At 65.8% G+C, this 23,085-nt stretch carries 26 protein-coding genes; 10 read left to right on the top strand and 16 right to left on the bottom strand.

Annotation, left to right across the window (positions count from 1 at the left end; genetic code table 11):
- Positions 1-6: 6 nt before the first annotated feature.
- On the bottom strand, positions 7-696 hold the full coding sequence (locus ACWPMZ_RS07710) for a hypothetical protein (protein ID WP_455703423.1): 690 nt from the start codon (positions 694-696) through the stop codon (positions 7-9).
- A complete protein-coding gene (locus tag ACWPMZ_RS07705) occupies positions 693-1,145 on the bottom strand; it encodes a GatB/YqeY domain-containing protein (RefSeq protein ID WP_455703422.1) in 453 nt (150 codons plus the stop codon). The genes ACWPMZ_RS07710 and ACWPMZ_RS07705 overlap by 4 nt, the downstream gene beginning before the upstream one ends.
- A 148-nt stretch (positions 1,146-1,293) precedes the next feature.
- Here ACWPMZ_RS07705 and carA point away from each other — a divergent pair, with 148 nt between their 5' ends.
- The 4 genes from carA (at position 1,294) to greA (ending at position 6,706) form a co-directional block, all read left to right on the top strand.
- A complete protein-coding gene (gene carA, locus ACWPMZ_RS07700) occupies positions 1,294-2,484 on the top strand; it encodes a glutamine-hydrolyzing carbamoyl-phosphate synthase small subunit (RefSeq protein ID WP_455703421.1) in 1,191 nt (396 codons plus the stop codon).
- A gap of 98 nt (positions 2,485-2,582) precedes the next feature.
- Complete coding sequence (locus tag ACWPMZ_RS07695; protein WP_455703420.1) at positions 2,583-2,822, top strand: hypothetical protein; 240 nt, start codon at positions 2,583-2,585, stop codon at positions 2,820-2,822.
- Positions 2,822-6,145: a carbamoyl-phosphate synthase large subunit gene (gene carB / locus ACWPMZ_RS07690; RefSeq protein ID WP_455703419.1), complete on the top strand. Its 3,324-nt coding sequence runs from the start codon at positions 2,822-2,824 to the stop codon at positions 6,143-6,145. Before ACWPMZ_RS07695 ends, carB begins: the two co-directional genes overlap by 1 nt.
- Positions 6,146-6,238: 93 nt before the next feature.
- Positions 6,239-6,706 (top strand): transcription elongation factor GreA, encoded by a 468-nt coding sequence (greA, locus tag ACWPMZ_RS07685; protein WP_455703418.1) that lies wholly within the window; start codon positions 6,239-6,241, stop codon positions 6,704-6,706.
- 18 nt (positions 6,707-6,724) lie between these two features.
- Here greA and ACWPMZ_RS07680 read toward each other — a convergent pair whose 3' ends face one another.
- The 5 genes from ACWPMZ_RS07680 to ACWPMZ_RS07660 form a co-directional block, all read right to left on the bottom strand.
- On the bottom strand, positions 6,725-6,940 hold the full coding sequence (locus tag ACWPMZ_RS07680; RefSeq protein ID WP_455703417.1) for a DUF4170 domain-containing protein: 216 nt from the start codon (positions 6,938-6,940) through the stop codon (positions 6,725-6,727).
- An 87-nt stretch (positions 6,941-7,027) separates the two neighbouring features.
- Complete coding sequence (locus tag ACWPMZ_RS07675) at positions 7,028-7,510, bottom strand: hypothetical protein (protein WP_455703416.1); 483 nt, start codon at positions 7,508-7,510, stop codon at positions 7,028-7,030.
- Positions 7,511-7,527: 17 nt separating this feature from the next.
- Complete coding sequence (locus ACWPMZ_RS07670) at positions 7,528-7,854, bottom strand: hypothetical protein (protein WP_455703415.1); 327 nt, start codon at positions 7,852-7,854, stop codon at positions 7,528-7,530.
- Positions 7,851-8,204 carry a hypothetical protein gene (locus ACWPMZ_RS07665; RefSeq protein WP_455703414.1) on the bottom strand — a complete coding sequence of 118 codons (354 nt, stop codon included), beginning with the start codon at positions 8,202-8,204 and terminating at the stop codon, positions 7,851-7,853. Before ACWPMZ_RS07665 ends, ACWPMZ_RS07670 begins: the two co-directional genes overlap by 4 nt.
- 129 nt (positions 8,205-8,333) lie before the next feature.
- Positions 8,334-8,885 (bottom strand): hypothetical protein, encoded by a 552-nt coding sequence (locus ACWPMZ_RS07660; protein ID WP_455703413.1) that lies wholly within the window; start codon positions 8,883-8,885, stop codon positions 8,334-8,336.
- Between the two features lie 184 nt (positions 8,886-9,069).
- On the opposite strand from ACWPMZ_RS07660, the gene eno reads away from it, so the two are divergent.
- The 3 genes from eno to ACWPMZ_RS07645 all read left to right on the top strand — a co-directional run bounded on the left by eno (position 9,070) and on the right by ACWPMZ_RS07645 (position 13,258).
- Positions 9,070-10,347: a phosphopyruvate hydratase gene (gene eno / locus ACWPMZ_RS07655; RefSeq protein ID WP_455703412.1), complete on the top strand. Its 1,278-nt coding sequence runs from the start codon at positions 9,070-9,072 to the stop codon at positions 10,345-10,347.
- A 94-nt stretch (positions 10,348-10,441) separates the two neighbouring features.
- Positions 10,442-12,523, top strand: coding sequence for a M13 family metallopeptidase (locus ACWPMZ_RS07650; protein ID WP_455703411.1), 2,082 nt, complete (start codon positions 10,442-10,444; stop codon positions 12,521-12,523).
- A gap of 21 nt (positions 12,524-12,544) precedes the next feature.
- The gene (locus ACWPMZ_RS07645; RefSeq protein WP_455703410.1) at positions 12,545-13,258 is read left to right on the top strand and encodes a CPBP family intramembrane glutamic endopeptidase, BDIM_20840 family; all 714 of its coding nucleotides are present in this window, start codon (positions 12,545-12,547) and stop codon (positions 13,256-13,258) included.
- Positions 13,259-13,275: 17 nt separating this feature from the next.
- Here the strand turns inward: ACWPMZ_RS07645 and ACWPMZ_RS07640 are convergent, their stop codons facing one another.
- From ACWPMZ_RS07640 to ribB, 6 genes are all read right to left on the bottom strand, one after another.
- The gene (locus tag ACWPMZ_RS07640) at positions 13,276-13,683 is read right to left on the bottom strand and encodes a DUF6152 family protein (protein WP_455703409.1); all 408 of its coding nucleotides are present in this window, start codon (positions 13,681-13,683) and stop codon (positions 13,276-13,278) included.
- A 40-nt stretch (positions 13,684-13,723) separates the two neighbouring features.
- Positions 13,724-14,044, bottom strand: a complete 321-nt coding sequence (locus tag ACWPMZ_RS07635; RefSeq protein ID WP_455703408.1) for a hypothetical protein — start codon at positions 14,042-14,044, stop codon at positions 13,724-13,726.
- 198 nt (positions 14,045-14,242) lie between these two features.
- Positions 14,243-14,971, bottom strand: a complete 729-nt coding sequence (locus tag ACWPMZ_RS07630) for a class I SAM-dependent methyltransferase (RefSeq protein ID WP_455703407.1) — start codon at positions 14,969-14,971, stop codon at positions 14,243-14,245.
- A 7-nt stretch (positions 14,972-14,978) separates the two neighbouring features.
- Positions 14,979-15,953, bottom strand: a complete 975-nt coding sequence (locus ACWPMZ_RS07625) for an aldo/keto reductase (RefSeq protein WP_455703406.1) — start codon at positions 15,951-15,953, stop codon at positions 14,979-14,981.
- Positions 15,950-16,369 carry a 6,7-dimethyl-8-ribityllumazine synthase gene (ribH, locus tag ACWPMZ_RS07620; protein ID WP_455703405.1) on the bottom strand — a complete coding sequence of 140 codons (420 nt, stop codon included), beginning with the start codon at positions 16,367-16,369 and terminating at the stop codon, positions 15,950-15,952. The genes ACWPMZ_RS07625 and ribH overlap by 4 nt, the downstream gene beginning before the upstream one ends.
- A gap of 3 nt (positions 16,370-16,372) precedes the next feature.
- A complete protein-coding gene (gene ribB / locus ACWPMZ_RS07615; RefSeq protein WP_455703404.1) occupies positions 16,373-17,641 on the bottom strand; it encodes a 3,4-dihydroxy-2-butanone-4-phosphate synthase in 1,269 nt (422 codons plus the stop codon).
- A 97-nt stretch (positions 17,642-17,738) separates the two neighbouring features.
- On the opposite strand from ribB, the gene ACWPMZ_RS07610 reads away from it, so the two are divergent.
- Positions 17,739-18,254: a flavin reductase family protein gene (locus ACWPMZ_RS07610; RefSeq protein ID WP_455703403.1), complete on the top strand. Its 516-nt coding sequence runs from the start codon at positions 17,739-17,741 to the stop codon at positions 18,252-18,254.
- A gap of 6 nt (positions 18,255-18,260) precedes the next feature.
- Here the strand turns inward: ACWPMZ_RS07610 and ACWPMZ_RS07605 are convergent, their stop codons facing one another.
- Positions 18,261-19,106: a M48 family metalloprotease gene (locus ACWPMZ_RS07605; RefSeq protein ID WP_455703402.1), complete on the bottom strand. Its 846-nt coding sequence runs from the start codon at positions 19,104-19,106 to the stop codon at positions 18,261-18,263.
- Between the two features lie 327 nt (positions 19,107-19,433).
- Here ACWPMZ_RS07605 and ACWPMZ_RS07600 point away from each other — a divergent pair, with 327 nt between their 5' ends.
- Positions 19,434-19,661 carry a hypothetical protein gene (locus tag ACWPMZ_RS07600; protein WP_455703401.1) on the top strand — a complete coding sequence of 76 codons (228 nt, stop codon included), beginning with the start codon at positions 19,434-19,436 and terminating at the stop codon, positions 19,659-19,661.
- Between the two features lie 71 nt (positions 19,662-19,732).
- Here ACWPMZ_RS07600 and ACWPMZ_RS07595 read toward each other — a convergent pair whose 3' ends face one another.
- Together ACWPMZ_RS07595 and ACWPMZ_RS07590 are read right to left on the bottom strand one after the other, a co-directional pair.
- Positions 19,733-20,878 (bottom strand): alpha-hydroxy acid oxidase, encoded by a 1,146-nt coding sequence (locus tag ACWPMZ_RS07595; RefSeq protein ID WP_455703400.1) that lies wholly within the window; start codon positions 20,876-20,878, stop codon positions 19,733-19,735.
- Positions 20,879-20,882: 4 nt separating this feature from the next.
- A complete protein-coding gene (locus ACWPMZ_RS07590; RefSeq protein ID WP_455703399.1) occupies positions 20,883-21,611 on the bottom strand; it encodes an SDR family oxidoreductase in 729 nt (242 codons plus the stop codon).
- A 171-nt stretch (positions 21,612-21,782) separates the two neighbouring features.
- Here ACWPMZ_RS07590 and ACWPMZ_RS07585 point away from each other — a divergent pair, with 171 nt between their 5' ends.
- On the top strand, positions 21,783-23,078 hold the full coding sequence (locus ACWPMZ_RS07585) for an alpha/beta hydrolase family protein (protein WP_455703398.1): 1,296 nt from the start codon (positions 21,783-21,785) through the stop codon (positions 23,076-23,078).
- Positions 23,079-23,085: the final 7 nt, after the last annotated feature.

Here is a 23,085-nt window from a genome sequence, read left to right as displayed (position 1 = left end):
CGAGGGCTAGTTCGCGGCCGATTTTTCCTCCGCCGGGAACGGGCCGCGCACGTCGGCCTGCTTGCCGTCGACTTCGAGGCTGTATGCGGTTTGCGGGCCCGAGGGCGGAGCGGTGCCCTGCCACCACACGGTGATCGTCGCACCGGGCTTCCATCCAGTGCCGCCGGTCACCCGCCAGGCAAGCTCGTTACGGTCGATGGTGACCCTGATCGCCTCGGGATCGCCCAGCGCGGCCTCGGCCTCGGCGCGGGAATAACCGACCGCCAGGTTGAAGCCTGTGGCCGGCCGGGTGGTACGAAACAGGGTAGGGCCGATTTCGACGACCTGCGGCGTCTCGAGCGCGGTCGGCACCGGCGAGGGGGTGCCACCCGGTGCCGCAGCGAGCGTGATGCGGTGGACGTAGGTGAAAACGGTGCCCTCCGGCGCGGTCGCGGGGTCGCAGACCGGCCCATCGGTCTTGCAGGCAACGTAGCTCGTTACCTGACCGATTTCCTTGCCCGCTGCGGTGGCGACCGATTCGACCTCGGTGCCATCCGGCCCCTCGACCATCGCGCCATAGGCTGCCGGATCGAAGTCCGAGGCGACCAGCGTGCGCTCGGCCGCCATCGTTGCCGTGGGCGTGGGCTCGGGCGCGGGCTGGTCGGCCCCGCCGCAAGCGCTCAGCACGAGCAGGAAAGCCAGGATCAAGCGCTTCATTGCAGCGACTCCTTCACCCATCCGCTCGCCCGGCCCATGTCGAGCTGCGGACCATGGCGCGCCTTGAGCTTGCCCATGACCTTGCCCATGTCCTTCATGCCCGCGGCGCCGACCTCGCCCTTGATCGCTTCGATCGCGGCCTTGGTTTCGGCCTCGCTCATCTGTTGGGGGAGGAATTCCTCGATCACCACCAGTTCGCCCTTTTCCTTGTCGGCCAGTTCCTGCCGGCCGCCGCTCTCGAACATATCGATCGATTCGCGCCGCTGCTTGGCCATCTTCTGGAGCACCTCCGTGACGAGCGCGTCGTCGTCGGTCGCCTTGTCGGAGGTGCGCAGCTCGATGTCGCGGTCCTTGATCTTGGCCAGGATCAGCCGAACGGCGGCAAGGCGTTCCTTGTCGCCGCCCTTCATCGCCGCAATCTGCGCCTGCTTGAGATCTTCGCGGAGCATCGTGATATTCTTTCGCTGCAAGTTTCGTCGGAAGTGCCGATTAGCGGGATAAATTGGGGTTGCACAGGTTGACGCGCAACCAACCGGTCTCTAGCGCCCGCGACTTAGCACACATCGCCGGAAACCTTGAGAACGGAGCGCCCGAAGAATGGCCGACGCCGCCCGCACGCCTGCGACGACTTTGGCACAACCCAAGGATGCGACCGGAGTCCTCGTCCTGGCCGACGGCACCGTCGTATGGGGGCGGGGCTTCGGCCACGTCGGCTCCGCAGTGGGCGAAGTCTGCTTCAACACCGCGATGACCGGATACCAGGAGGTGATGACCGATCCCTCCTACGCCGCGCAGATCGTGACCTTTACCTTCCCGCACATCGGCAACGTGGGCGCGAATGCCGATGACATCGAATCGAACGTCGAGGGCGCGCTTGGTGCGATCGTGCGCGAGGATCCGACCGATCCCAGCAACTTCCGCAGCCAGCGCAGCTTTGACGACTGGATGAAGGGCCACCTCAAGATCGGGCTCGCCGGGGTCGATACCCGCGCACTCACCCGCCGTATCCGGATGCAGGGCGCCCCCAACGCGGTCATCGCCCACGATCCGCGCGGCGCGTTCGACATTCCCGCGCTGCTCAAACGCGCGCAGGACTGGCCCGGGCTGGAAGGCATGGACCTGGCCAAGCGCGTCAGCCGCGAAAAGCACGAGGGCTGGGAGGGCGGCCCCTGGCGCCTGGGGCAGGGCTATGGCCGTGCCCCGTGGAAGAAGGAAGGCGGGGACTTGGCCCCGCACGTCGTCGCCATCGACTACGGCAGCAAGGACAACATCTTCCGCAACCTGGTGAAGGCCGGGGCGCGGGTCACGGTGGTGCCGGCGGAGACCTCGCTCGAGAACATCCTTTCGCTTTCGCCCGACGGCGTGTTCCTTTCCAACGGCCCGGGCGACCCGGCCGCGACGGGGGAGTATGCGGTGCCGACTATCAGGGCGCTGCTGGACAAGGACGTGCCGATCTTCGGCATCTGCCTCGGCCACCAGATGCTCGGCCTCGCCGCCGGAGCGACGACCAGCAAGATGCACCAGGGCCACCGCGGTGCCAATCACCCGGTCAAACGGCTTGAGGACGGCGTGGTCGAGATCACGAGCATGAACCACGGCTTCGCGGTCGACAACGCGACCCTGCCCGAGGGTGTCGAGGAAACCCACGTCAGCCTGTTCGACGGCAGCAACTGCGGCATTTCGATCAGGGGCAAGAAGGCCTTCGGCGTGCAGTACCACCCCGAGGCCAGCCCGGGACCGCAGGACAGCTTCTACCTGTTCGAGAAGTTCGTTGGGATGTTGGGGTGAGGCGATTTTGGTCAAGCAGATATGCAGCACTTCTAAGCTCCATTCTGGCGGCATCCTGTGCGCAATCGGCCAGCGTTTCAGAACCGAACGCCGAACCGATGGCTACTGATTATTCCGACGGTTTTGATCAGAGCGATGCTCTTGCTGTTCTGCACAATTGTCACGCGCCGCCCGGCGTACTTTGGGTGGAATCGACGGGGGACATCCGCTTCGAGCCCTCATCAAAAGCGGATTATGACACCAGCGTCTGTGTCTTAAATGAGTTGAAAGCTTCGGGGACGACCAAATTCGGATTCGTCGGAAACGAAAAGTACGTGACACCGGGAAAAAGCGAATAATGCCCAAACGCACTGACATCTCCTCGATCCTCGTGATTGGCGCCGGTCCGATCATCATCGGGCAGGCCTGCGAGTTCGACTATTCGGGCACGCAGGCGATCAAGGCGCTGCGCGAGGAAGGGTACCGGGTGGTACTGGTCAACTCCAACCCCGCCACGATCATGACCGATCCCGACACGGCCGACGCCACCTATGTCGAGCCGATCACGCCCGAGATCGTGGCCAAGATCATCGCCAAGGAGCGCCCCGACGCGCTGCTGCCCACGATGGGCGGGCAGACCGCGCTCAACTGCGCGCTCGCGCTCGAGAAGATGGGCGTGCTGGAGGAATACGGCGTCGAGATGATCGGCGCCAAGGCTGACGCGATCGACAAGGCCGAGGACCGGATGCGCTTCCGCCAGGCGATGGACAAGATCGGCCTGGAAAGCGCCCGCAGCGGCATCGCGCACTCGGTGGACGAGGCCTTCGTAGTGCTAGAGCGCACCGGCCTTCCTGCCATTATCCGTCCCAGCTTCACGCTCGGCGGCACGGGTGGGGGCATCGCCTATAACCGGCAGGAATTCGAGAGCATCGTGCGCTCGGGCATCGACGCCAGCCCCACCAACGAAGTGCTGATCGAGGAATCGCTGCTCGGCTGGAAAGAGTACGAGATGGAAGTCGTGCGCGACCGGCACGACAACGCCATCATCATCTGCTCGATCGAGAATGTCGACCCGATGGGCGTGCACACCGGGGACTCGATCACCGTCGCCCCGGCGCTGACCCTGACCGACAAGGAATACCAGATCATGCGCTCGGCCAGCATCGCCGTGCTGCGTGAAATCGGCGTGGAAACAGGCGGTTCGAACGTACAGTTCGCGGTAAATCCGAAGGACGGGCGGCTCATCGTGATCGAGATGAACCCGCGCGTCTCGCGCTCCTCGGCGCTGGCGTCCAAGGCCACCGGCTTCCCCATCGCCCGCGTCGCGGCCAAGCTGGCGGTCGGCTATACGCTCGACGAGATCACCAACGAGATCACCGGCGCCACCCCGGCGGCGTTCGAGCCGACGATCGATTACGTCGTGACCAAGATCCCGCGTTTCGCGTTCGAGAAGTTCAAGGGGGCCGAGCCGATCCTGTCGACCGCGATGAAGTCGGTCGGCGAAGTCATGGCGATCGGTCGCAACTTCAAGGAATCGCTGCAGAAGGCCCTGCGCGGCCTGGAAACCGGCCTCGACGGGTTCAACCGCGTGCTCGAGCTGGAAGGCTGCACCCGCGACGAGATCACCGCCGCGCTCAGCAAGCAGACGCCCGACCGCATCCTCATCATCGGCCAGGCTTTCCGGGAAGGGTTCACCTGCGAGGAAATCCACGCGATCACACACTACGATCCGTGGTTCCTGCGCCATATCGAGGAGATCATCTACGAGGAGTCCATGATCGGCCAGCACGGCATCCCCAACGACGCCGCCGGCCTGCGCCGGCTGAAGGCGATGGGCTTTTCCGACAAGCGCCTGGCCACGCTGGCGGTCCGTTCGGTCGGCGTCGCGGGCGGTTTGGCGGAAACCCAGGCCCGGCGCAGCGGCCTGCTGCACGACGCCCTGCGCGCCATGGCCGGCGCGACGAGCGAGGACGAGGTCCGGCAACTGCGCCAGAAGCTGGGCGTGCTGCCGGTCTACAAGCGGATCGACAGCTGCGCGGCCGAGTTCGAGGCGCCGACCGCCTACATGTATTCGACCTACGAGGCGCCATCCTTCGGCGAGCCGGAGAACGAGGCCTGGCCGAGCGACCGGCGCAAGATCGTCATCCTGGGCGGCGGGCCGAACCGGATCGGGCAGGGTATCGAGTTCGACTACTGCTGCGTCCACGCCTGCTATGCGCTGCGCGAAGCCGGGTTCGAGACCATCATGGTCAACTGCAACCCGGAAACCGTCAGCACCGACTACGACACCTCCGACCGCCTCTATTTCGAGCCGCTGACCGCCGAGGACGTGCTGGAGATCCTGCGCGTCGAGCATTCGCGCGGCGAACTGGTAGGCGTGATCGTGCAGTTCGGCGGGCAGACTCCGCTCAAGCTGGCGGGCGCGCTTGAGGCGGCGGGTATTCCCATCCTCGGCACCAGCCCCGACGCGATCGACCTGGCCGAGGACCGCGAGCGGTTCGCCAAGCTGGTCAACAAGCTGGGCCTCAAGCAGCCGCAGAACGGCATCGCGAAGAGCCGCGACGAGGCGCTCGCCGTGGCGCACCGCATCGGTTACCCGGTGCTGCTGCGCCCCAGCTATGTGCTCGGCGGCCGGGCGATGGAGATCGTCGATTCCGACGCCCAGCTCGATTCCTACATCGCCACCGCGGTCAACGTGTCGGGCGACAGCCCGGTGCTGGTCGACCAGTACCTGCGCGATGCCATCGAATGCGACGTCGATGCCCTGTGCGACGGCGAGCAGGTCGTGATCGCGGGCGTGATGCAGCACATCGAGGAGGCGGGCGTCCATTCGGGCGACAGCGCCTGCACCCTGCCGCCCTACAGCCTGCCCGATTCCATCGTCGAGGAAATGCACCGCCAGGCGGCCGAACTGGCGATGGCGCTGGGCGTGCGCGGCTTGATGAACGTCCAGTTCGCGATCAAGGACGGCGAGGTCTACCTCATCGAGGTCAATCCGCGTGCGAGCCGCACCGTACCATTTGTCGCCAAGGCGACCGGCAGCCAGATCGCCAAGATCGCCGCGCGCGTGATGGCCGGCGAGATGCTGGTCGACCTGCCGGCGGTCAAGCTCGACATCGATTACATTGCAGTCAAGGAAGCCGTGTTCCCCTTCGCCCGCTTCCCCGGCTCCGATCCGGTGCTCAGCCCCGAGATGAAATCGACCGGCGAAGTGATGGGCATCGACCGGGATTTTCCCACTGCCTACATCAAGAGCCAGATGGGCGAGGGGACGATGCTGCCCGAAAGCGGCGTGTTGTTCGTGTCGGTGAAAGACAGCGACAAACCGCAGATCCTGGCGCCCGTGCGCACGCTGATCGGGCTCGGCTTCAACGTCATCGCCACGGGCGGCACGCGCGATTTCCTTGCCGAGAACGGCCTGCCGGTGGAACGGGTGAACAAGGTTGCCGAAGGGCGGCCGCACATCGTCGACAAGATCATCGATGGCGAGGTCGATTTGATCTTCAACACGACCGAAGGCTGGCAGAGCCACATGGACTCGAAGTCGATCCGGGCCAGCGCGCTGACGTCCAAGGTGCCGTACTACACCACGGCGGCGGCTTCCTCGGCGGCGGCGCAGGCAATTGCAGGCGTGAAGGCGGCCGACCTTGAAGTGCGCTCGCTGCAAGACTATTATAGCTGAGAAATATATTTCCCGACATTCCGCTCCAACCGCCGCTTCAACAGAGCGGGGCAGAGCGGCGTTGACGGACCGGAAAGGAAATCAGGGGCGGTTATGGAACGTGTTCCCATGCTGGCGGAAGGCTACGAAAAGCTGACCGCCGATCTCAAGGTTCTCCGCGCCGAACGGCCCAAGATCGTCGATGCGATCGAGGAAGCCCGCGCCCATGGCGATCTGTCCGAGAATGCCGAATACCACGCCGCCAAGGAGCGGCAGGGCCAGGTCGAGGCGCAGATCGCCGAGATCGAGGACCGGGTGAGCCGCGCGCAGATAATCGATCCGACGAGCCTTTCGGGCGATCGCATCGTCTTCGGCGCGACCGTGACCGTGCGCGACGACAACGACAAGCCCAACCGTTACCAGATCGTTGGGCAGACCGAATCCGACGCCAAGGTCGGCCGCATCAGCTATGACAGCCCGCTGGGCCGTGCGCTGATCGGCAAGGTCGTGGGCGACGAGGTAGAAGTTACCGTGCCCAGCGGCGACCGGTTCTACCTGGTGGACAAGATCGAGTTCATCTGAGGCCCGCTGCGGCCCGGGTCAGAGACTCGGCTCGAGCAACTTGTGCAGGTGAACGATGACGTACTTCATTTCCGCATCGTCGACGGTCCGCTGCGCCCAGGCGCGCCAAGCCTCCTCGGCCTCGGCCCGGCTCGGGTAGAACCCTACGACGTGGATGTCCTTCAGGTCCTGAAACTCGGTGCCCTGCGGATCGACCACACGGCCGCCCATGACCAGGTGAAGTAGCTGCGCCATACGAAAAATCCCCTTCGGAGCGGCGGAAAAAGTCTGCCGCTCCTTAGGGGATTGTCGTTTGGCCGCAAGGGCCGGGGTTGGGGTCGGTCAGTTTAGCCGGCCACGCACTGCGCGCGCCGCGCTACGGCCGCTTTCGACGACGGTGTCACGCGCGCTACCGGCATAGTCCGCCACGTCCGAACCCAGCGTCCGCGCCCGTTCGCGCAGCCCCAGATCTTCCAGCCAATCCAGGCTTTCGTCACCGGCTTCCTTCGCCGCGTCGAACGCCTTGGCGGCGTAAGCCAGGGCGAGTTCGGCGCCGACCGCTGCGAGCCCGGCCAGCTTGGTGCCGCCTTCGACCGCCGCCTTGCGCGGACCCCGGAACATCCCGGCGACCAGAATGCCGACGGCGATACCGCCCGCAACGGTTGCGATCGGGTGCTTCTTGGCGAAAGCCGTCAGCTGGTCCTTGGCCTCGATCGCCGTCTCGCCAGCGCGGTCCATCAGGGTCGGGCTCTGGCGCTCGGCCTGGCGCGCCTGCGCGGCGTCGACCTTCTGCTTCAGGGTTTTCTTCTTTTTCGTCTCGGCCATGGTGGCTCTCCAATTGATCAGTCGTTTGCCGAACGGCTATCCCTGCCGTCCTGTTCCTCGTCGAGACCCAGTACTTCGGCCAAGACGTGCATGATCGGCGCGCGCGCGAACCACAGGACGACGGCCGCGACCACCGCAGCAACGGTGCCCTTGTTCTCCCCGGCATAGTCGACCGCTTCGTCGAACACGTCGAGCGCACTGTCGCCCAGTCGATCCGCGATCCGCCCGCCGACGCCGCGCGCATCGAGGTCCGCGCGCACGAAGCGCAGGTCGTCGAGAAAGATCTTCTTGGCCGCGTCACGCAGGGCCTGGGCATCGGCCAGATTGAGGTCGGCCTTGTTCATTCCTTGACCCCTTCGCCCGGCGACTCGACCCGGTCCTCGTCCACGCCCAGCGCGTCCATGATCTTGCTCCACCGGCGCGAGGCGCGGTGCAGGAAATACCAGGCCAGCACGGCTTCCAGGCCGACAACGATCCCGCTGGCCGCCGAGGTGGGCAGCCACTGGTCCAGCGTCAGGATGGCGCCGACCGTGAGACCGATCAGCGCGATGAAGCCGAAGGCCGCACCGATCAGACCGAAAAACGCTGCCGCCCGGATCCGGTCGGCAACGTAGGCCGCGCGCGTCTTCTGATAGACAACCTCGGCTTCGAGGTAGACCTTGCCATCATCGATCAGCGCTTCGAGATCAGCCATCAGCGATCGGGCCGCGGCCCGATGGTCGGGCCCCGGTCCGATGTGCCGAGTCGGCTCTTCCGGCAAATCCGCTACGCCGGCATCGGGAAGCGGAACAAAGGTTTCGTCGGCCCGCCCCTCCACGGGCGATTACCGCCGGAACAGGCGGGCGAGGAAGAAACCGGCCACCGCGGCAATACCCACGGCCGCGCCGGGGTTCTTGCGCACCAATTCACGCGCATCCTCGCTCAGTTCCTCGACGCTGCGGGAATCGATCTTGGCGGCGGTTTCCTGCAGCGAGCGCGAGGCGGTGCGGGCGTAGTCGCCGTACTTGCTGCCCAGCTTCTCGTCGAGGGTGGAGGCATTGTCGGCGACGGCCTTGCCCAGGCTCGACAGCGCGTCGCTCGCCTTCGTCTTGCCGTCACGGGCCAGCTCGCTCGCCTTCAGCTTCGCCTGGGCGGCGTAGTCGTCACTCTTGGCCTTGGCCTGGGCACGGTAGTCGGCTCCACGCTCGCGCGCGTCAGCGGTCAGTGCGGCGGCACCGGCCTTGGCTTCTTCAAGCGCGGCGTTGAAGCGGCTCTTGGCCACGTCCTTGTTGTTCGTCTCGGCAGAGGTTGCCGCGGAGCCCGACGCCGTCATGGCGGCAGGCTTCTGGGTGCGCGGCTTGCTCGTCTTGGGGGTGGTGGAGGCAGCTCCGGCCATGGGATTCCCTTTCATCTTGCCCCAGCGGGGCGATAAGTCCTGTTTCGCCGGGCGCGAAGGCTGCCCGGCACTCGACAAACGAACGCGACTTGCACCGCTTGGTTCCGCAGTTTACGCCGCGCGCGGCCTGCCTGATGTGGGTAGTGCCTTACCTCTATACAACACTTCCCGGAGCATCACGCAAATGACCGCGATCATCGACATCCACGGCCGCGAAATCCTCGATAGCCGCGGCAATCCCACGGTGGAAGTGGACGTTATGCTGGAAGACGGCAGCTTCGGCCGCGCCGCGGTCCCCTCGGGCGCCAGCACCGGCGCGCACGAGGCGGTCGAACTGCGCGACGGCGACGCCGGGCGTTACCTCGGCAAGGGCGTGCTCAAGGCGGTCGACGCGGTCAACGGGGCGATCTCCGACGCGCTGCTGGGCTACGACGCGGAAGACCAGCGCGATATCGACATGGCCATGCTCGAGCTCGACGGTAGCGACAACAAGGCGAACCTGGGCGCCAACGCGATCCTGGGCACCAGCCTGGCCGTGGCCAAGGCGGCAGCCGATGCGCGCGGACTGCCGCTCTACAGCTATGTCGGGGGCGTTTCGGCACACGTCCTGCCGGTGCCGATGATGAACATCATCAACGGCGGCGAGCATGCCGACAACCCGATCGACTTCCAGGAATTCATGATCATGCCGGTCGGCGCGGATTCGCTGGCCGAGGCGGTGCGCTGGGGCGCCGAGGTCTTCCACACGCTGAAGAAGGGCCTGCACGACAAGGGCCTGGCCACCGCCGTGGGCGACGAGGGCGGCTTCGCGCCGAACCTGGCCAGCACGCGCGACGCGCTCGACTTCATCATGGCCAGCATCGAGAAGGCCGGGTTCAAGCCGGGCGAGGACATCGTCCTGGCGCTCGACTGCGCAGCAACCGAGTTCTTCAGGAACGGCAAGTACGAGATCAGTGGGGAAGGGCTCTCGCTCTCACCCACCGAAATGGCCGACTATCTCGCCGCGCTCTGCGCCGACTATCCGATCCGCTCGATCGAGGACGGCATGAGCGAGGACGATTTCGAGGGCTGGAAAGACGTGACCGACAAGCTGGGCCACACGGTGCAGCTGGTCGGCGACGACCTGTTCGTCACCAACCCAAAGCGGCTCGCGATGGGCTTCGAGAAGGGGTTAGCCAATTCGCTGCTGGTCAAGGTCAACCAGATCGGCACGCTGACCGAGACGCTGCAGGCGGTCGATATGGCGCACCGCGCCGGCTACACCGCGGTGATGAGCCACCGTTCGGGCGAGACTGAGGACGCGACCATCGCTGACCTCGCGGTCGCCACGAACTGCGGGCAGATCAAGACCGGCTCGCTCGCTCGCTCGGACCGGCTCGCGAAGTACAACCAGCTGATCCGCATCGAGGAAGAGCTGGGCGGCGGCGCCCACTACGCGGGCAAGGGCTGCTTCGGGCGCTGAGAGCCGGGGCGGCTCGCCCGCCTTTCGACAAATCGCCTAAGCGGATGGACGGGCGGCTTTGGCCTTGCGGCGCCGCGCGTCTAGGCGGCGCTGCATGAGAAAGCTTCGCACACATCGCCTGACATCCGCCATCCTGCTGTGCCTGGCCATGCCCGCGCTCGGCCCCATCGCCTGCACCACGGCCGCCACCAATGTGGCGCCCGCGGGAAAGAGCCTGGGCATCGCCCGCGAGTGGATGGACACTTCGGCCAAACCCGGCGACGATTTCTACGCCTATGCCAGTGGCAAGTGGGCGCAGGAAATCCCGGCGGACCGCGGCGAGGTCAACGCCTTCTGGCTCACCCAGCAGCGGACCGACCGGAATACCGACATCCTGCTGCGCGACCTGCTCGCCGGCGAACCCAGGCCCGGCAGCAACGAAGACCTCATCAAGACCTTTTACCAAGCCTACATGGATACGGCGGCGATCGAGGCGGCCGACCTCGCGCCGATTCGCCCCGATCTCGACCGGTTCGCCGCAGTGTGCGACAAGACGCAGCTCGCGCAGGTTCTCGGCAGCCAGCTGCGCGCCGACGTCGACCCGCTCAACCTCTACGACCTGCGCAGCGAAAACCTGTTCGGCGTCTACGTCACCCAGGCGCTCAAGGGCGGCGAGGTCGTGCCCTACCTGCTGCAGGGCGGCCTCGGCCTGCCCGACCGGGAGTATTATCTCTCGGCCGATCCGCACATGGCGGAGCTGCGCGACGGGTACCGCGCCTACATCGAGGCGATCTTCGCGGCCGCGCGGATGGACGAGCCCGCCGCTCGCGCCCAGCGGGTCTTCGACCTAGAGACGAAGCTGGCCCGCGCGCACGAGACCCTGGCCGAAAGCGACGACTGGACCTCGGCCGCGGAGCTGTGGACGCCCGAGATGCTCGCGGCGAAGGCCCCCGGTCTCGACTGGAAGGCGTTCCTCGATGCCGCCGGAATGGGCCGCGTCGCGCGTTTCGACGCCTACAACTCCGATGCCATCCCGCGGATCGCCGCGCTCGTGGCGTCCGAGCCGCTCGACGCGTGGAAGGACTGGCTGGCGTTCCACCAGATCAACCAGAACACGACCGTTCTGCCGGCAAGGTTCGACGACCTCCGGTTCGGCTTCTTCAGCACGGCGATGAGCGGCCAGACCGTGCAGCGCCCGCGCGCAGCGCGCGCTCTTTCGGCGATCAACGCCAACCTGGGCGATGCGCTGGGCCAGCTCTACGTCGAGCGGTACTTCAAGCCCGAATCGAAGGCCGAGGTCCATCGCATGGTCGACCAGGTGAAGGCGGCCTTCGTCAGGCGGCTCGACGGTATCGATTGGCTCGACGATGCGACGCGCGAGGAGGCTAAGAGGAAGGTCGCCACGATGGAAGTCGGCACCGGCTATCCCGACACCTGGCGCAGCTTTGCCGGCGTCTCGCTCGATCCGCAGGCCGCCTATGCCAACAAGCAGGCGCTGGAACGGCATTACTATCGCCAGCAGCTCGGCAAGATCGGCAAGCCGCTCGACCGGCGCGAATGGTGGATGAACGCCCAGCTCGTCAACGCGGTCAACCTGCCGGTGCAGAACGCGCTCAACTTCCCCGCCGCGATCATGCAGCCGCCGTTCTACGATCCGCAGGCCGACCCGGCCGCGAACTACGCCGGCATCGGCGCAACGATCGGCCACGAACTGTCGCACAGCTTCGATTCGCTCGGCGCTGAGTTCGACAGCACCGGTGCGATGCGTGACTGGTGGACCGCGCGCGACCGCGCCGAGTTCGAGAAGGCGGGCCAGGCACTGGCCGCGCAGTTCGACACCTACGAGGCGCTGCCCGGCGTTTCGGTGCGCGGTGAGCAGACGCTGGCGGAGAACATCGCCGACGTCGCCGGGCTTGCCGCGGCCTACGATGCCTACCGCGCCTCGCTGGGCGGCAAGGAAGCCCCGGTGATCGACGGCCTGACCGGCGACCAGCGGTTCTTCATCGCCTTCGCGCAGAGCTGGGCGACCAAGATGCGCGAGGAAGTGCTGCGCCAGCGGGTCTCGACCGATGCCCACGCGCCCGGCATGTTCCGCGCGTTGACCGTGCGCAATCTCGACGCCTGGTACGATGCTTTCGACGTGAAGCCCGGCGACAAGCTCTACCTGCCGCCCGAAAAGCGCATCACCGTCTGGTAGGACCGCAGGGGAGGAAAAGGGATGAACGCGCTGGTTTCCATCGCGGGCGTGATAGCCATTCTCTGCGTCGCCGCGGGGCTGCTCGGCCTTGCCGACCGCCGAAACTTCGCGCCGCGATGGCTGCTGGCTGCGCTCGGCCTGGTCCTGCTCAACGATGCGTTGTTGACGAACCTCTACGGCTTGCTGCCCGACGTCGTCGGCGGCAACTGGAACTGGCAGGGCAAGCTGCTGGCGCTCCTCGCCAGCCTGGCGGTGGCCGCCAGTCCCGCGTTCGGCTTGCGCGCCGTCGGGGTGACTTCGCGGCAGGCGCCGGGCAGCATGAGGGCGGCAATTCCCGTAGCGGTGCTCTACGTCCTGTTTTTCCTCGCCATCGCGCTCGCCTTTCCCGGCGAGGGCGCCACGGCCGAGGATGCGGCGTTCCAGCTCACCATGCCGGGGCTGGAGGAAGAGCTGTTCTACCGCGGCCTGCTGCTGGTCGCCTTCGATCGCGCGCTACGCGGCCGCAAGCGCTTCCTCGGCGTCGAATGGGGCTGGGGCGCGATCCTGAGTTCGCTCGCCTTCGGGCTGGCCCATGCATTCGGCATTTCCGACGGCAGCGTCAGCCTCGACTGGATGACGCTTGGGCTGACAGCGATCCCTTCGCTGCTAGCCGTCTGGCTGGTCTATCGCACCGGCAGCCTGCTGCTGCCCGTGCTACTGCACAACTTCGGCAACTCGATCGGACTGTTTATCTGACGCCGGCTTTGCTCGGCTCAGGGCTTCAGCGACTTCTCGCGCTGCGGATAGACGTCGTAGGTCTTGCCGCCCACGGTGATGGTTTCCCCCTTGAAGCCGCGCACGTCTCGGTCGCGTGCGCGGTGGCCGGTGAGCACCACCTTGTCACCGGTCTTGGCGGCGCCGGGCCCGAAGCCGGAAGCGCGCGCCTGGATTGGCGGCGAAAGGTCGACTTCCCATAGCCCGTTGGGCGCCTCGACCTGCAGGTGCATGTGCGGATTGCCGAAGCTGATCGACTTGATCGTGCCGGTCAGGCGCGATTCGCTCTCTTCGGTCCAGCCCCAGCCATGATGCGCCAGCGCGGCGGCGGGCAGGGCGAGGGCGGCGATCGGCCCAACGGCCAGAGCTAGGGTCTTGAGGGCGGGGGTCTTGGACGAAAGGGACATGGAGTTTCTCCTATCGCCGGCAAGCATAACACGTTTCGCGTCAGCTTGCGCCCTGCTTCAATTCCGCATCGACCTCGTGCTCGATCCGCTCGGCAATCGGCTCGACCCGCTCCATGACCTCGCGGTTCTTCGTACTGAGCAGGTACTGCCAAACACCCCACGCGTTGATCAGCAAGAGGATCGCGTTCATCGCCGCAATCGGCAAGGCATCTGATGTCAGGCCGGAAACGATCCAGGTGACGGACACCGCGCAGAACAGGATGAAGCCCCAGCCCGTGACCTTGCGGCCCATGTCGGCGGCGACAAGCCCGGCCGCCAGCATCGTGCCGATTGCGGCGATCCATTCGAGTGGTCCGTTCATCGTTGCGCTAAGCGCGCGAAGTGGGCGAAGCGTTCCGCGGATCGTGATTTGCCAAAACCGTATTTGGCCACTCATCCACACATTGTAATGTGACGATCTCGACAGCAGTGGACCATGATCCTTAGCGCGCCGGCCTGTCTCCTCTTGCTCCCGATAGCTGATCCCGACAATGCACGCTTCATTCGCAGTTCGTGTGTATTATTCAGCAATGACGAGATGATATCCGGCGTCGAAATTCATCAATGCGCGCAAGTCGCCGTACGTCGCTTCCCACTCTCCATTCTCCAGGTCCTGTGCGAGCTGCTCCAGTCCGGTTTTGCAATCGAGCCTGTGGAACGACGAGATGCCCGCACGAATTTGCGGATCGAGATAGGCCTCGGGCCGCCGCCAATAGGCATAGAGAAATCCGTCGCTGCAATCGTGAGGGATCGGCAGCGGACGGATCTCCACCGGGCCCAGATGCTCGCGGTAGAACTCCAGCGGAGGCATGATCTGGGCGTCGAGGCTGCGCAATTGGGGTAAATAGTCGGTCAGCCACGTGCCCGGATGCGCCGGATCGAAGGTGAGGATCACCACCGGTCCGCGCGCCACGCGGCGCATTTCGGCCAGGCCTCGCGCCCTGTCGCCCCAGTGGTGGACGGTGAGCACGGCCATCGCCGCGTCGAATGCCTTGTCGGGAAAGGGCAGGTGTTCCGCGCTTGCCTGCACCGCCGGCGCCGAACCTGGCGGGCGCTGGGCGATCATTTCGGCCGAGGGCTCGACCGCGATTACGGAGCAATCGGCCGGTTCGTAGCTGCCCGTTCCGGCGCCGACGTTGACTACACTGTGTGCGTTGCCCAGCGCCTCGCGGATCGCGGCGGCGATGCGCGGATCGGGCCGGCGCAGTGCCGCGTAGCCTCGCCCGATCGTGTCGTAGGCCGCGCTCACCGCGCCGCTAGGAAACGGTGGCGGTCAACCGCTCGAGCTGGTCCTCGGTCAGGTTGAGGCGGGTGAATTCCAGCATGGTTTCGAGCTGCTCCACCGTCCGCGCGCTGGCGATCGGCGCGGGAATGCCGGGCTGCCGCACCAGCCAGGCAAGCGCGATCGCGGGCAGGCTCGCGCCCGTCTCCTCGGCGATCCGGTCCATCTCGGCGAGAACCGGTCGGCCGGCCTCGTCGAAGTCCTTTACCCGGTGGCTTCGGTTGCCTTGTTCGAAATCCTCCGGCTTGCGGTACTTGCCGGTCAAGTATCCCGAGGCGAGCCCGAAGAAGGGCAGCATGGCGATTCCGCGCTCGACGCACAGCGCCTGCAGGTCGGGGCCATAGGCGTCGCGGGCGACGAGATTGTACTGGTTCTGCAGCACGGTGAAGGGTGTCCGGCCCGCAGCGTCGGCGGCTGCGAGAGCTTCCTTGAGCCGCACGGCCGAGAAGTTCGAGGCGCCGATTTCGCGCACCTTGCCGCTCCGCACCGCACCGTCGAACCCTTCGACGATTTGCGTCATCGGCAGCTGCTCGTAATCGCGGTGGGCGTAGTAGAGATCGAGATATTCGGTCTGCAGCCGCTGAAGCGAGGCGTCGAGCGAGACCAGCACTTCGGCCGGTTCGTAGAGCGTGGGATCGCCTTCGGCGCCGAAAGTGTGCTGGCCGCCGCCGCGCGGCAGCATGCCGGTCTTGGTGTGGATGCGCATCTCCTGGCGCACTCCGCGCGAAGAAAGCCACTGGCCGATGAAGGTCTCCGACTCGCCCCCGACATGGCCCGGTATCCAAGCCGAGTAGACGTCGGCGGTGTCGATCATCCGCCCGCCTGCCTCGTAGAAAGCGTCGAGCACAGCCATGCCCTCGTCCCCATGGGCAGTCCACCCGAAGACGTTGCCACCCAGGACGAGCGGGATGCCGGCGATCGAGGGATGCCCTGACTTGGACTGGGTCATCGGAACTTCTCCTGCAACTTGAGCAATGCCATCGCGGCTTCGGCCGCGGCGCCGCCCTTGTTCAACTGGGCCGGATCGGCGCGGCGGATCGCCTGATCCTCGTTCTCGACAGTCAGGATGCCGTTGCCGACGGCCAGTCCGTCCATCGTCAAGGCCATGATGCCGCGCGAACTCTCGCCCGCAACTATCTCGAAATGATAGGTTTCGCCGCGAATGACCACGCCGATCGCAACGAAACCGTCGTAGCGATCGCTTTCCGAGGCGAGGACGATGGCGCCGGGAATTTCCAGCGCGCCGGGCACGGTGACGACCTCGACCTCATGCCCCTTGGCGACGAGCGCCGCGCGGGCCCCGGCAATCAGCATGTCGTTGAGATGGTCGTAGAAGCGCGCCTCGACGATGAGGAATCGGGCCATGATTTACTCCGGTATACGGCGCTCTTCGCGCACGGTGATGCCATAGCCTTCGAGGCCCACGACGTTGTGATGCGAGTTAGTCAGCAGGATCATGTCGGTCACGCCAAGGTCGGCCAGGATCTGGGCGCCGATGCCGTATTCGCGCAGTTCGCCCGATTCGCGGGGAAGCCCGGCGACTTCCGCTTCGAGCGTCTCAGGCCGATTGGGCATGATGACGACAATGACCCCTGCGCCGGCGCGGCCGATCTCTTCCATTGAACGCTGCAGGACGCGCTTCTTGTCGCCCGGGCGGCCGAGGATGTCGTCGAGGATGGAGATCGCGTGCATCCGCGTGAGAACGGGCGTACCGGGCACGACATGGCCTTTCTGCAGGACGAAGTTGACCGAGCCGTCGACCGTGTTGCGATAGGCGATAACCTTCCAGGTGCCACCGTAGTCGGACGTCAGCGTGCTCTCGCCGGTGCGCTTGACCAGGTGGTCGTGCCGCATACGGTAGGCGATCAGGTCGCGGATCGTGCCGATCTTGAGCCCGTGCTTGCGCCCGAAGCGGATCAGCGAATCGAGCCGCGCCATGGTGCCGTCCTCGTCCATGATCTCGCAGATCACGCCCGAGGGATTGAGGCCGGCGAGACGCGCGATGTCGACCGAGGCCTCTGTATGACCCGCACGGACGAGCACGCCTCCCTCGCGCGCGACGAGTGGGAAGACATGGCCGGGGCTAACGATGTCTTCGGCGGTCTTCGCGGCGTCGATCGCGACCGAGATCGTGCGCGCGCGGTCCGCCGCGCTGATCCCGGTGGTCACGCCGTCGCGCGCCTCGATCGAAGTGGTGAAGGCGGTTTCGTGCCGGGTGCCGTTGTTCCGGCTCATCAGCGGCAGGCCCAGCGCGTCGACCCGCGCCTTGCCCAAGGCCAGGCAGATCAGGCCGCGGCCGTGGGTGGCCATGAAGTTGATCGCGTCGGGCGTCGCCATTTGCGCCGGGATGATCAGGTCGCCCTCGTTTTCGCGGTCCTCGTCGTCCACCAGCACGAACATGCGCCCGTTGCGAGCCTCGTCGATGATCTCCTCGATCGGCACGAGCACCGGCGTGTCGTCGTTCTCGGCCAGGAAGCGCTCGACCTTCGCCAGCGTCTCGGCTGTGGGATTCCAGCCCTCCTCGGTACAGTCGCGCAGGGTGTTGGCATGCAACCCCGCCCCCCGCGCCAGTCCCGCCCGCGTAAGCTTCCCGCCTTCCACGAGATTTCGCACCCGCTCGATCGTCGAATTGTCCATGATCTCGCTCGTATCACATTTTAATGTGATCGCAAGTCGTCTCCTGACATCCAAAGGTCGCTTGCGCTCTCCCAAGCAGTCCGTAAAGCAGCCCGGCATGGCTGAGAAAGTACAGGATCGTGGGGAACTGCTCGATGCCTTCCGCTCGGCCATGCGCCATGTGGCAGCGACCGTCTACGCGGTAACGACGGGGCCCGAAGCGGATCGCCACGGTATCCTGGCCACGGCGGTCAGTTCGCTCAGTTTCGATCCGCCGTCGCTTCTCGTCTGCATCAACCGCACCGCCTCGTTGCACGAACCGCTGGCCTGCGCCGACACGTTCTGCGTCAACGTGCTGGGCGCGGGCAACAGGGACGTGGCCGACGCCTTCACCGAAAGGCGAGGGGAGGATCGGTTCACCGTCGGTGCTTGGAAAGAGGTATTCGGCGTGCCCGTGCTCCAGACCGCGCAGTCCAGCTTCGTATGCCGGACCGCGTATCGCCACGAGTTCGGCACGCATACGATCTTCATTGGCGAACTGCTGGATGCGCGTCACAGGGAAGATGCGGCGCCGCTTACCTATTTCGATCGCCACTACGTAGATCTTATTACGGCAGTCGCTGCCGAGAAGTAGCAGCGCTCAGCGCTTGGACAGCAGGTGCCCCGGCCAGCTCGGCGCGCCGGTTGCAAGGTAGCGGGCGATCTCCAGTTCCAGTTGTTCGGCGCGGCCCTCGGGCGAAGCGTAGACCCGGCTGCGGAACACCCCGCCACCGATCTGTCGGCCCAGTCCGCTGCGCCAGAATTGCGGGGCGATCCGGGGATCGAACCCGGCATTGGCGAGAAGGTGGACGCTGAGGCGGTCGGCCTCGATCTCCGCCTCGGCGTTCAAGTGGCGGTCGCGCCCGAACTCCCCGGCCAGGCCTTTGCTCACGCCCAGCGTGGTCAAGCGATCACGGTGGCGCAGGACCGAATGGGCCAGCTCATGGGCGAAGATCACGGCAAGGGCGTTGTCGTCGGTCCGTTCGATCAGGCCCTGGCTCAGCTGGATGACACGCCCGTCTGATCTGCCGATCGTTCCCTCGCGCGCCACCACCTCCACGAGGGCGCGGCATTCCGGCCGGGGGCGCAAGGTTACCTGTCTCCGGCCGCTCACATCCTCGATTGTAAGCGTGAGGTCCTTCGTCATGTCATGCGCGGCGAGCATCGCGTGCGCGGAATCGCGCAGCGGATTGCCTGCCAGGTCGGCAGACTGGCGCACCGGCTGCCCGTCGATCGCGACCAGGCCATCGTTGTCGGAGATGCCGTTCGCTGCAGCCAAGCCGCCGGGGCTGACCAGCGCGAAAGCCACGTCCGCACGAAAGCCCGGGTCCTGACCGGGCTCGAACTGGTCCTTGCTCTGCAAGGATGCACCCAGCGCTGGGGAAAGGCGGTCGCACAGCGCGGCATTGGCAACTTGCATGCGGTCGGCGACGGTCAGCAGGCGCAAATCTGCCGCGCGCAAGGCGTCGGGTGTTGCCGCAAAGACCGATGACCCCCAGACAATGAAGCCTACCGCAGGAACCCATCGGTTCATCGAACGTAACATGCCATTCCGATCTCATGGTTTAAGCGAAGTTTCACCTTTGCCCGTCAATGGGCAACATGGTTATAAGGGGTCGGCGAAGAGGATCGAGTCGCGAGTTTTCGAGCGGGCAGGAAATCGAGAATTTCCCGCGCGTTGCAAATTTGACACATGGTTTTTTGTCGTTTCGGCCGGGTTGACTGGTCGGTAATTCCCGAATATCGGGGCTTTGAAATAAGGAAGGGCACCCAGATGATTGTTCGTAAATCGCTTGTCAGCCTCGCTGCTGCGGGCCTGATCTTCGGCTCGACGGCCGCCGCTGCGGCTCCGGTCGCCGACCGCGCCGCGTCGGAAGTCACCGCTTCGGAAGACTTCGCTGGCATCGGCACCTTCGGCCTGCTGCTTGGCCTCCTCATCGTTGCGGGCGTGATCGCGATCATCGTCTCCGATGACGAAGAAGACGCGCCGACCAGCCCGTAGTATCCGGCTGCAGAATTAAGGAAGACGGCGGGCTTGTCCCGCCGTTTTTTTTTGCGTGCGGGCCAGGCTGGTCAGTCGAGGGCGGCACGCAGCTCGGCAATGGTCCGGGCACCCAGCATTCCCATCGTGCGGACGAGTTCCGCCTGCAGCAGGTGCAGGGCACGCTCGGCTCCGTCCTGCCCTAATGCGGCAAGGCCATAGAGCGGTGCCCGTCCGACCATGACCAGGTCGGCCCCCATTGCGAGCGCCTTGGCGATATCGCTTCCCCGTCTGACCCCGCTATCCACCATGACGGTGGCCTCACGCCCCACGGCCTGCCTTATGGCGGGCAGTGCGTCGAGCGTGGCGATCGAAGAGTCCAGCGCGCGGCCGCCATGGTTGGAAACGACCACCCCGTCCGCGCCGATGGCCATCGCACGCACCGCATCCTCGGGATGCAGGATCCCCTTCAGGATGAACTTGCCCTTCCACCGGGCGCGCAGGGCCTCGATCCCCTTCCAGTCGAGATCGTCCTGCTTGAACAGGGCCCCGGGCATGGCCGACTGGGTCACCTTGTTTCGCATGCGGTCGGGCAGGTTGGCCTGGGAGGGGATGCCCCCTGCCAGCATGTAGCGGCCCATGACACTTGCCAGCCAACGCGGATGGCTCGCAATGTCGAAGAAATTCCGCACATTGATCCGGAACGGTGTCCCGAAGCCGTTCCGGTGAATGTATTCCCGGTTGGGCATCACGGGCAGGTCCAGCGTAACGAACAGGACCTCGCACCCCAGATCCGCCGCTCGGTCGACGACAGCCATGGACAGCTCGCGGTCCGCCCACAGGTAGAGCTGGAACCAGAGGCGCCCACCCGCGCGGGCGATGGTGTCGACGTCCAGTGTGCTGGCGCTGGAGATCGTGAACGGCACTCCGGCCGCTGCGGCGGCCTGGGCCAGTGCCAGGTCACCGTTGAACCACAACATTCCCGCGCCGCCCGTTGGCGCCACCGCGAGGGGAAGGGGGAGGGGGCTTCCGAAGAGATCGCCCGAGGTGTCGATATCGGACACACCGCGCAGGACGCGCGGGCGGAAGGTCACGGCATCGAAAGCGGCCCGGTTTCGAGCGAGCCCGATTTCGTCCTCGACCCCGCGCTCGAGATATTCCCAGACACCCTTCGGCAACCTGCGACGGGCGCGGTCGCGCAAGTCGGCAATGTTGTAGCAGCCGAGATCGGCAGGCATCGCCTCATCCCCGTCCCAGGAAGGGCAGCTTGTTCTGAACCATCAGCGCTTCGTAGAAATTGAGATGGTCGGGCATGTCGCACATGTGGATGATGATCGCCGCAGCCTCGTCGGGCGTAGCGGCAAAATTGTCCGGCAGCTTGACCGATCCGGGCATGATTTCGGTGGCGACGATACCGGGATGAAAGATCGAAACCGCGATGTTGTGCTCGCGCCCGTCCAGCGCGAGGGCATGGGTCAGGCCGGCCAGCCCGAACTTGCTCGCGGTATACGACGGGCATTCGCTGCGCGGAACCTTCGCGGAGATCGACCCGACATTGACGATCCGCCCATGGCCGCCCTTCTTAAATAGCGGCCAGGCATGCTTGGCGCACAGGAAAGCGCTGGTAAGGTTGGTCGAGAGAACCCAGTTCCAGTGATCGAGCGTCGCCTGATCCACCGGGGTGTTCTCGGCGACGCCAGCGTTGTTGATCAGGACATCGACGGTGCCGAACCGGGCCACGGCTTGGGCGAAGAGGTTTTCGACGGCCGCCTCGTCGGTCACGTCGGTCGCAACGGCGAGGGCCTCTCCCCCGGTGCTTTCGATCGACTCCACGAAGCCGGAAAGCCTTTCGGCCCGGCGCGCGGCGAGTACGACTTTCGCTCCCTTAGCGGCGAACCCCCGGGCGCATGCCTCGCCGATGCCCGAACTCGCACCGGTCACCACCGCTACCCTGCCTTGCAACACACTCATCAAGCTCTCCCTGTTTTGGCCGCGTGGCTTAGCCCGGCCACGAGCAAGGCGAAACTGGCTTTTCGTCTAATGGGAAGAGCCCGCGGTCGGCACGGATTGCAACATTACCCATCCTTGATAGGTTTCGGCGCGAGCGAGGTCGACCTCGCGCCGGGGTGAGGGGAACGAGCAATGCAACGTGACGCGGCGACGCCTCGGCTCTCACTTGGTCACCCTGGAAAGGCGATCGCGATCTCATTTGCCCTGCTGGCGCTGCCGGGGTGCGCGACTGCGCCGCCGCGCGACTTCTCCCCTACGGTCGAGGCGGCCATGCCCGGCGGCCCGCTTTGGTCTGCCGAGGTGCCAGCCCGCTGGAACGGCGTGGTCCTGCTTCATTCGCGCGGATACTCGCCGGTGGCCGGCAAGCCAGAGGCCGCTCCGGCGCGTCATAGGGAGGCGCTGCTGGCCCGCGGATTTGCACTTGTCGCGTCCAACTACGGTTCGGGCGGTTGGGCGTTGGAGCAGGCAGGCCCGGCGCAGGAGGCGGCCCTCTCGGCCTTTGCTGCGCGTTATGGCAAGCCGCGGCGTGTGATCGGCTACGGTTTCTCGATGGGCGGCCTGGTAACCACGGCGCTGGTCGAACGGCCAGACCCGGTCATCGACGGCGGCATCGCGCTGTGCAGTTCGATGGGGGGCACGCTCGGCATGATGAACATGGCGCTCGACGGCGCCTATGCCTTCCGCACCTTGCTCGCGCCCGATTCCGCGATCCGCCTGACCGGCATCTCCGACGACCGGGCCAACGGAGCGCTGGTGCAGGAAGTGCATGCGGCGGCAGCCGCTACTGCCGCGGGCCGAGCGCGGATAACGCTCGCAGCCGTACTCGGGGGAATTCCGGGCTGGCTACCGGCGGCGTCCGGCGAAACACCGGCTGTTCGGCGCAATGCCGAAGTCGACCTGCTCGTGCGAAGCTTCGTCCCGGCGACCTTCGCTCCTCGGGCCGACCAGGAGGCGCGGGCCGGTGTCGGTTACTCCTGGAATACGGGCGTCGATTATGCGGCTCTGCTGGAGCGAAGCGGGCGGGCGGAATTCGTGCGTCAGGTCTACCGCGAAGCGGGGGCCGATCTCGAACGCGATCTCGCGCTTCTCAACGCCGGGCCGCGCCTGGCCCGCGACGAGAAGGCGGCAGACTACATGCGGCGTAACTACGAGCCGACGCATCGCCCGTCGGTTCCGCTGCTCGCGGTCCAGGCCTTGGGCGACACGGTCACGTCACCGTCCATCCAGCGGGATTACGTCGATCAGGCTTCAGCCCAGAAGGTGCACGAAATCTATCTCGAGCAGCCTGGCCACTGTGCCCAGACGACGGAACAGCTATCGCAGGCGATCGATCTGCTGCTGACGCGTCTCGAGACCGGAGACTGGAAGGGATCCCTGAGCGGAAGCGCAACATCGCGACCTCCGCCGATGCCGCGTTCAACCCGTTAGAACAATT

Source organism: Tsuneonella sp. HG222 (assembly GCF_053819185.1).
The sequence above is the reverse complement of the archived record's forward strand: the minus strand, read 5'-3'. Positions and strand labels throughout refer to the sequence as shown.

What these genes read in the sequence shown, in the direction of transcription:
- ACWPMZ_RS07670 (WP_455703415.1), bottom strand. Translation starts at nt 7,854, where the DNA reads ATGAACAAGGCCGACCTCAATCTGGCCGATGCCCAGGCCCTGCGTGAC.
- ACWPMZ_RS07660 (WP_455703413.1), bottom strand. Translation starts at nt 8,885, where the DNA reads ATGGCCGGAGCTGCCTCCACCACCCCCAAGACGAGCAAGCCGCGCACC.
- ACWPMZ_RS07680 (WP_455703417.1), bottom strand. Translation starts at nt 6,940, where the DNA reads ATGGCGCAGCTACTTCACCTGGTCATGGGCGGCCGTGTGGTCGATCCG.
- eno (WP_455703412.1), top strand. Translation starts at nt 9,070, where the DNA reads ATGACCGCGATCATCGACATCCACGGCCGCGAAATCCTCGATAGCCGC.
- carA (WP_455703421.1), top strand. Translation starts at nt 1,294, where the DNA reads ATGGCCGACGCCGCCCGCACGCCTGCGACGACTTTGGCACAACCCAAG.
- ribH (WP_455703405.1), bottom strand. Translation starts at nt 16,369, where the DNA reads ATGGCCCGATTCCTCATCGTCGAGGCGCGCTTCTACGACCATCTCAAC.
- ACWPMZ_RS07705 (WP_455703422.1), bottom strand. Translation starts at nt 1,145, where the DNA reads ATGCTCCGCGAAGATCTCAAGCAGGCGCAGATTGCGGCGATGAAGGGC.
- ACWPMZ_RS07590 (WP_455703399.1), bottom strand. Translation starts at nt 21,611, where the DNA reads ATGAGTGTGTTGCAAGGCAGGGTAGCGGTGGTGACCGGTGCGAGTTCG.
- ACWPMZ_RS07665 (WP_455703414.1), bottom strand. Translation starts at nt 8,204, where the DNA reads ATGGCTGATCTCGAAGCGCTGATCGATGATGGCAAGGTCTACCTCGAA.
- ACWPMZ_RS07710 (WP_455703423.1), bottom strand. Translation starts at nt 696, where the DNA reads ATGAAGCGCTTGATCCTGGCTTTCCTGCTCGTGCTGAGCGCTTGCGGC.
- carB (WP_455703419.1), top strand. Translation starts at nt 2,822, where the DNA reads ATGCCCAAACGCACTGACATCTCCTCGATCCTCGTGATTGGCGCCGGT.
- ACWPMZ_RS07635 (WP_455703408.1), bottom strand. Translation starts at nt 14,044, where the DNA reads ATGAACGGACCACTCGAATGGATCGCCGCAATCGGCACGATGCTGGCG.
- ACWPMZ_RS07650 (WP_455703411.1), top strand. Translation starts at nt 10,442, where the DNA reads ATGAGAAAGCTTCGCACACATCGCCTGACATCCGCCATCCTGCTGTGC.
- ACWPMZ_RS07675 (WP_455703416.1), bottom strand. Translation starts at nt 7,510, where the DNA reads ATGGCCGAGACGAAAAAGAAGAAAACCCTGAAGCAGAAGGTCGACGCC.
- ACWPMZ_RS07595 (WP_455703400.1), bottom strand. Translation starts at nt 20,878, where the DNA reads ATGCCTGCCGATCTCGGCTGCTACAACATTGCCGACTTGCGCGACCGC.
- ACWPMZ_RS07610 (WP_455703403.1), top strand. Translation starts at nt 17,739, where the DNA reads ATGGCTGAGAAAGTACAGGATCGTGGGGAACTGCTCGATGCCTTCCGC.
- ACWPMZ_RS07645 (WP_455703410.1), top strand. Translation starts at nt 12,545, where the DNA reads ATGAACGCGCTGGTTTCCATCGCGGGCGTGATAGCCATTCTCTGCGTC.
- ACWPMZ_RS07625 (WP_455703406.1), bottom strand. Translation starts at nt 15,953, where the DNA reads ATGACCCAGTCCAAGTCAGGGCATCCCTCGATCGCCGGCATCCCGCTC.
- ACWPMZ_RS07640 (WP_455703409.1), bottom strand. Translation starts at nt 13,683, where the DNA reads ATGTCCCTTTCGTCCAAGACCCCCGCCCTCAAGACCCTAGCTCTGGCC.
- ACWPMZ_RS07600 (WP_455703401.1), top strand. Translation starts at nt 19,434, where the DNA reads ATGATTGTTCGTAAATCGCTTGTCAGCCTCGCTGCTGCGGGCCTGATC.
- ribB (WP_455703404.1), bottom strand. Translation starts at nt 17,641, where the DNA reads ATGGACAATTCGACGATCGAGCGGGTGCGAAATCTCGTGGAAGGCGGG.
- ACWPMZ_RS07585 (WP_455703398.1), top strand. Translation starts at nt 21,783, where the DNA reads ATGCAACGTGACGCGGCGACGCCTCGGCTCTCACTTGGTCACCCTGGA.
- ACWPMZ_RS07695 (WP_455703420.1), top strand. Translation starts at nt 2,583, where the DNA reads ATGGCTACTGATTATTCCGACGGTTTTGATCAGAGCGATGCTCTTGCT.
- greA (WP_455703418.1), top strand. Translation starts at nt 6,239, where the DNA reads ATGGAACGTGTTCCCATGCTGGCGGAAGGCTACGAAAAGCTGACCGCC.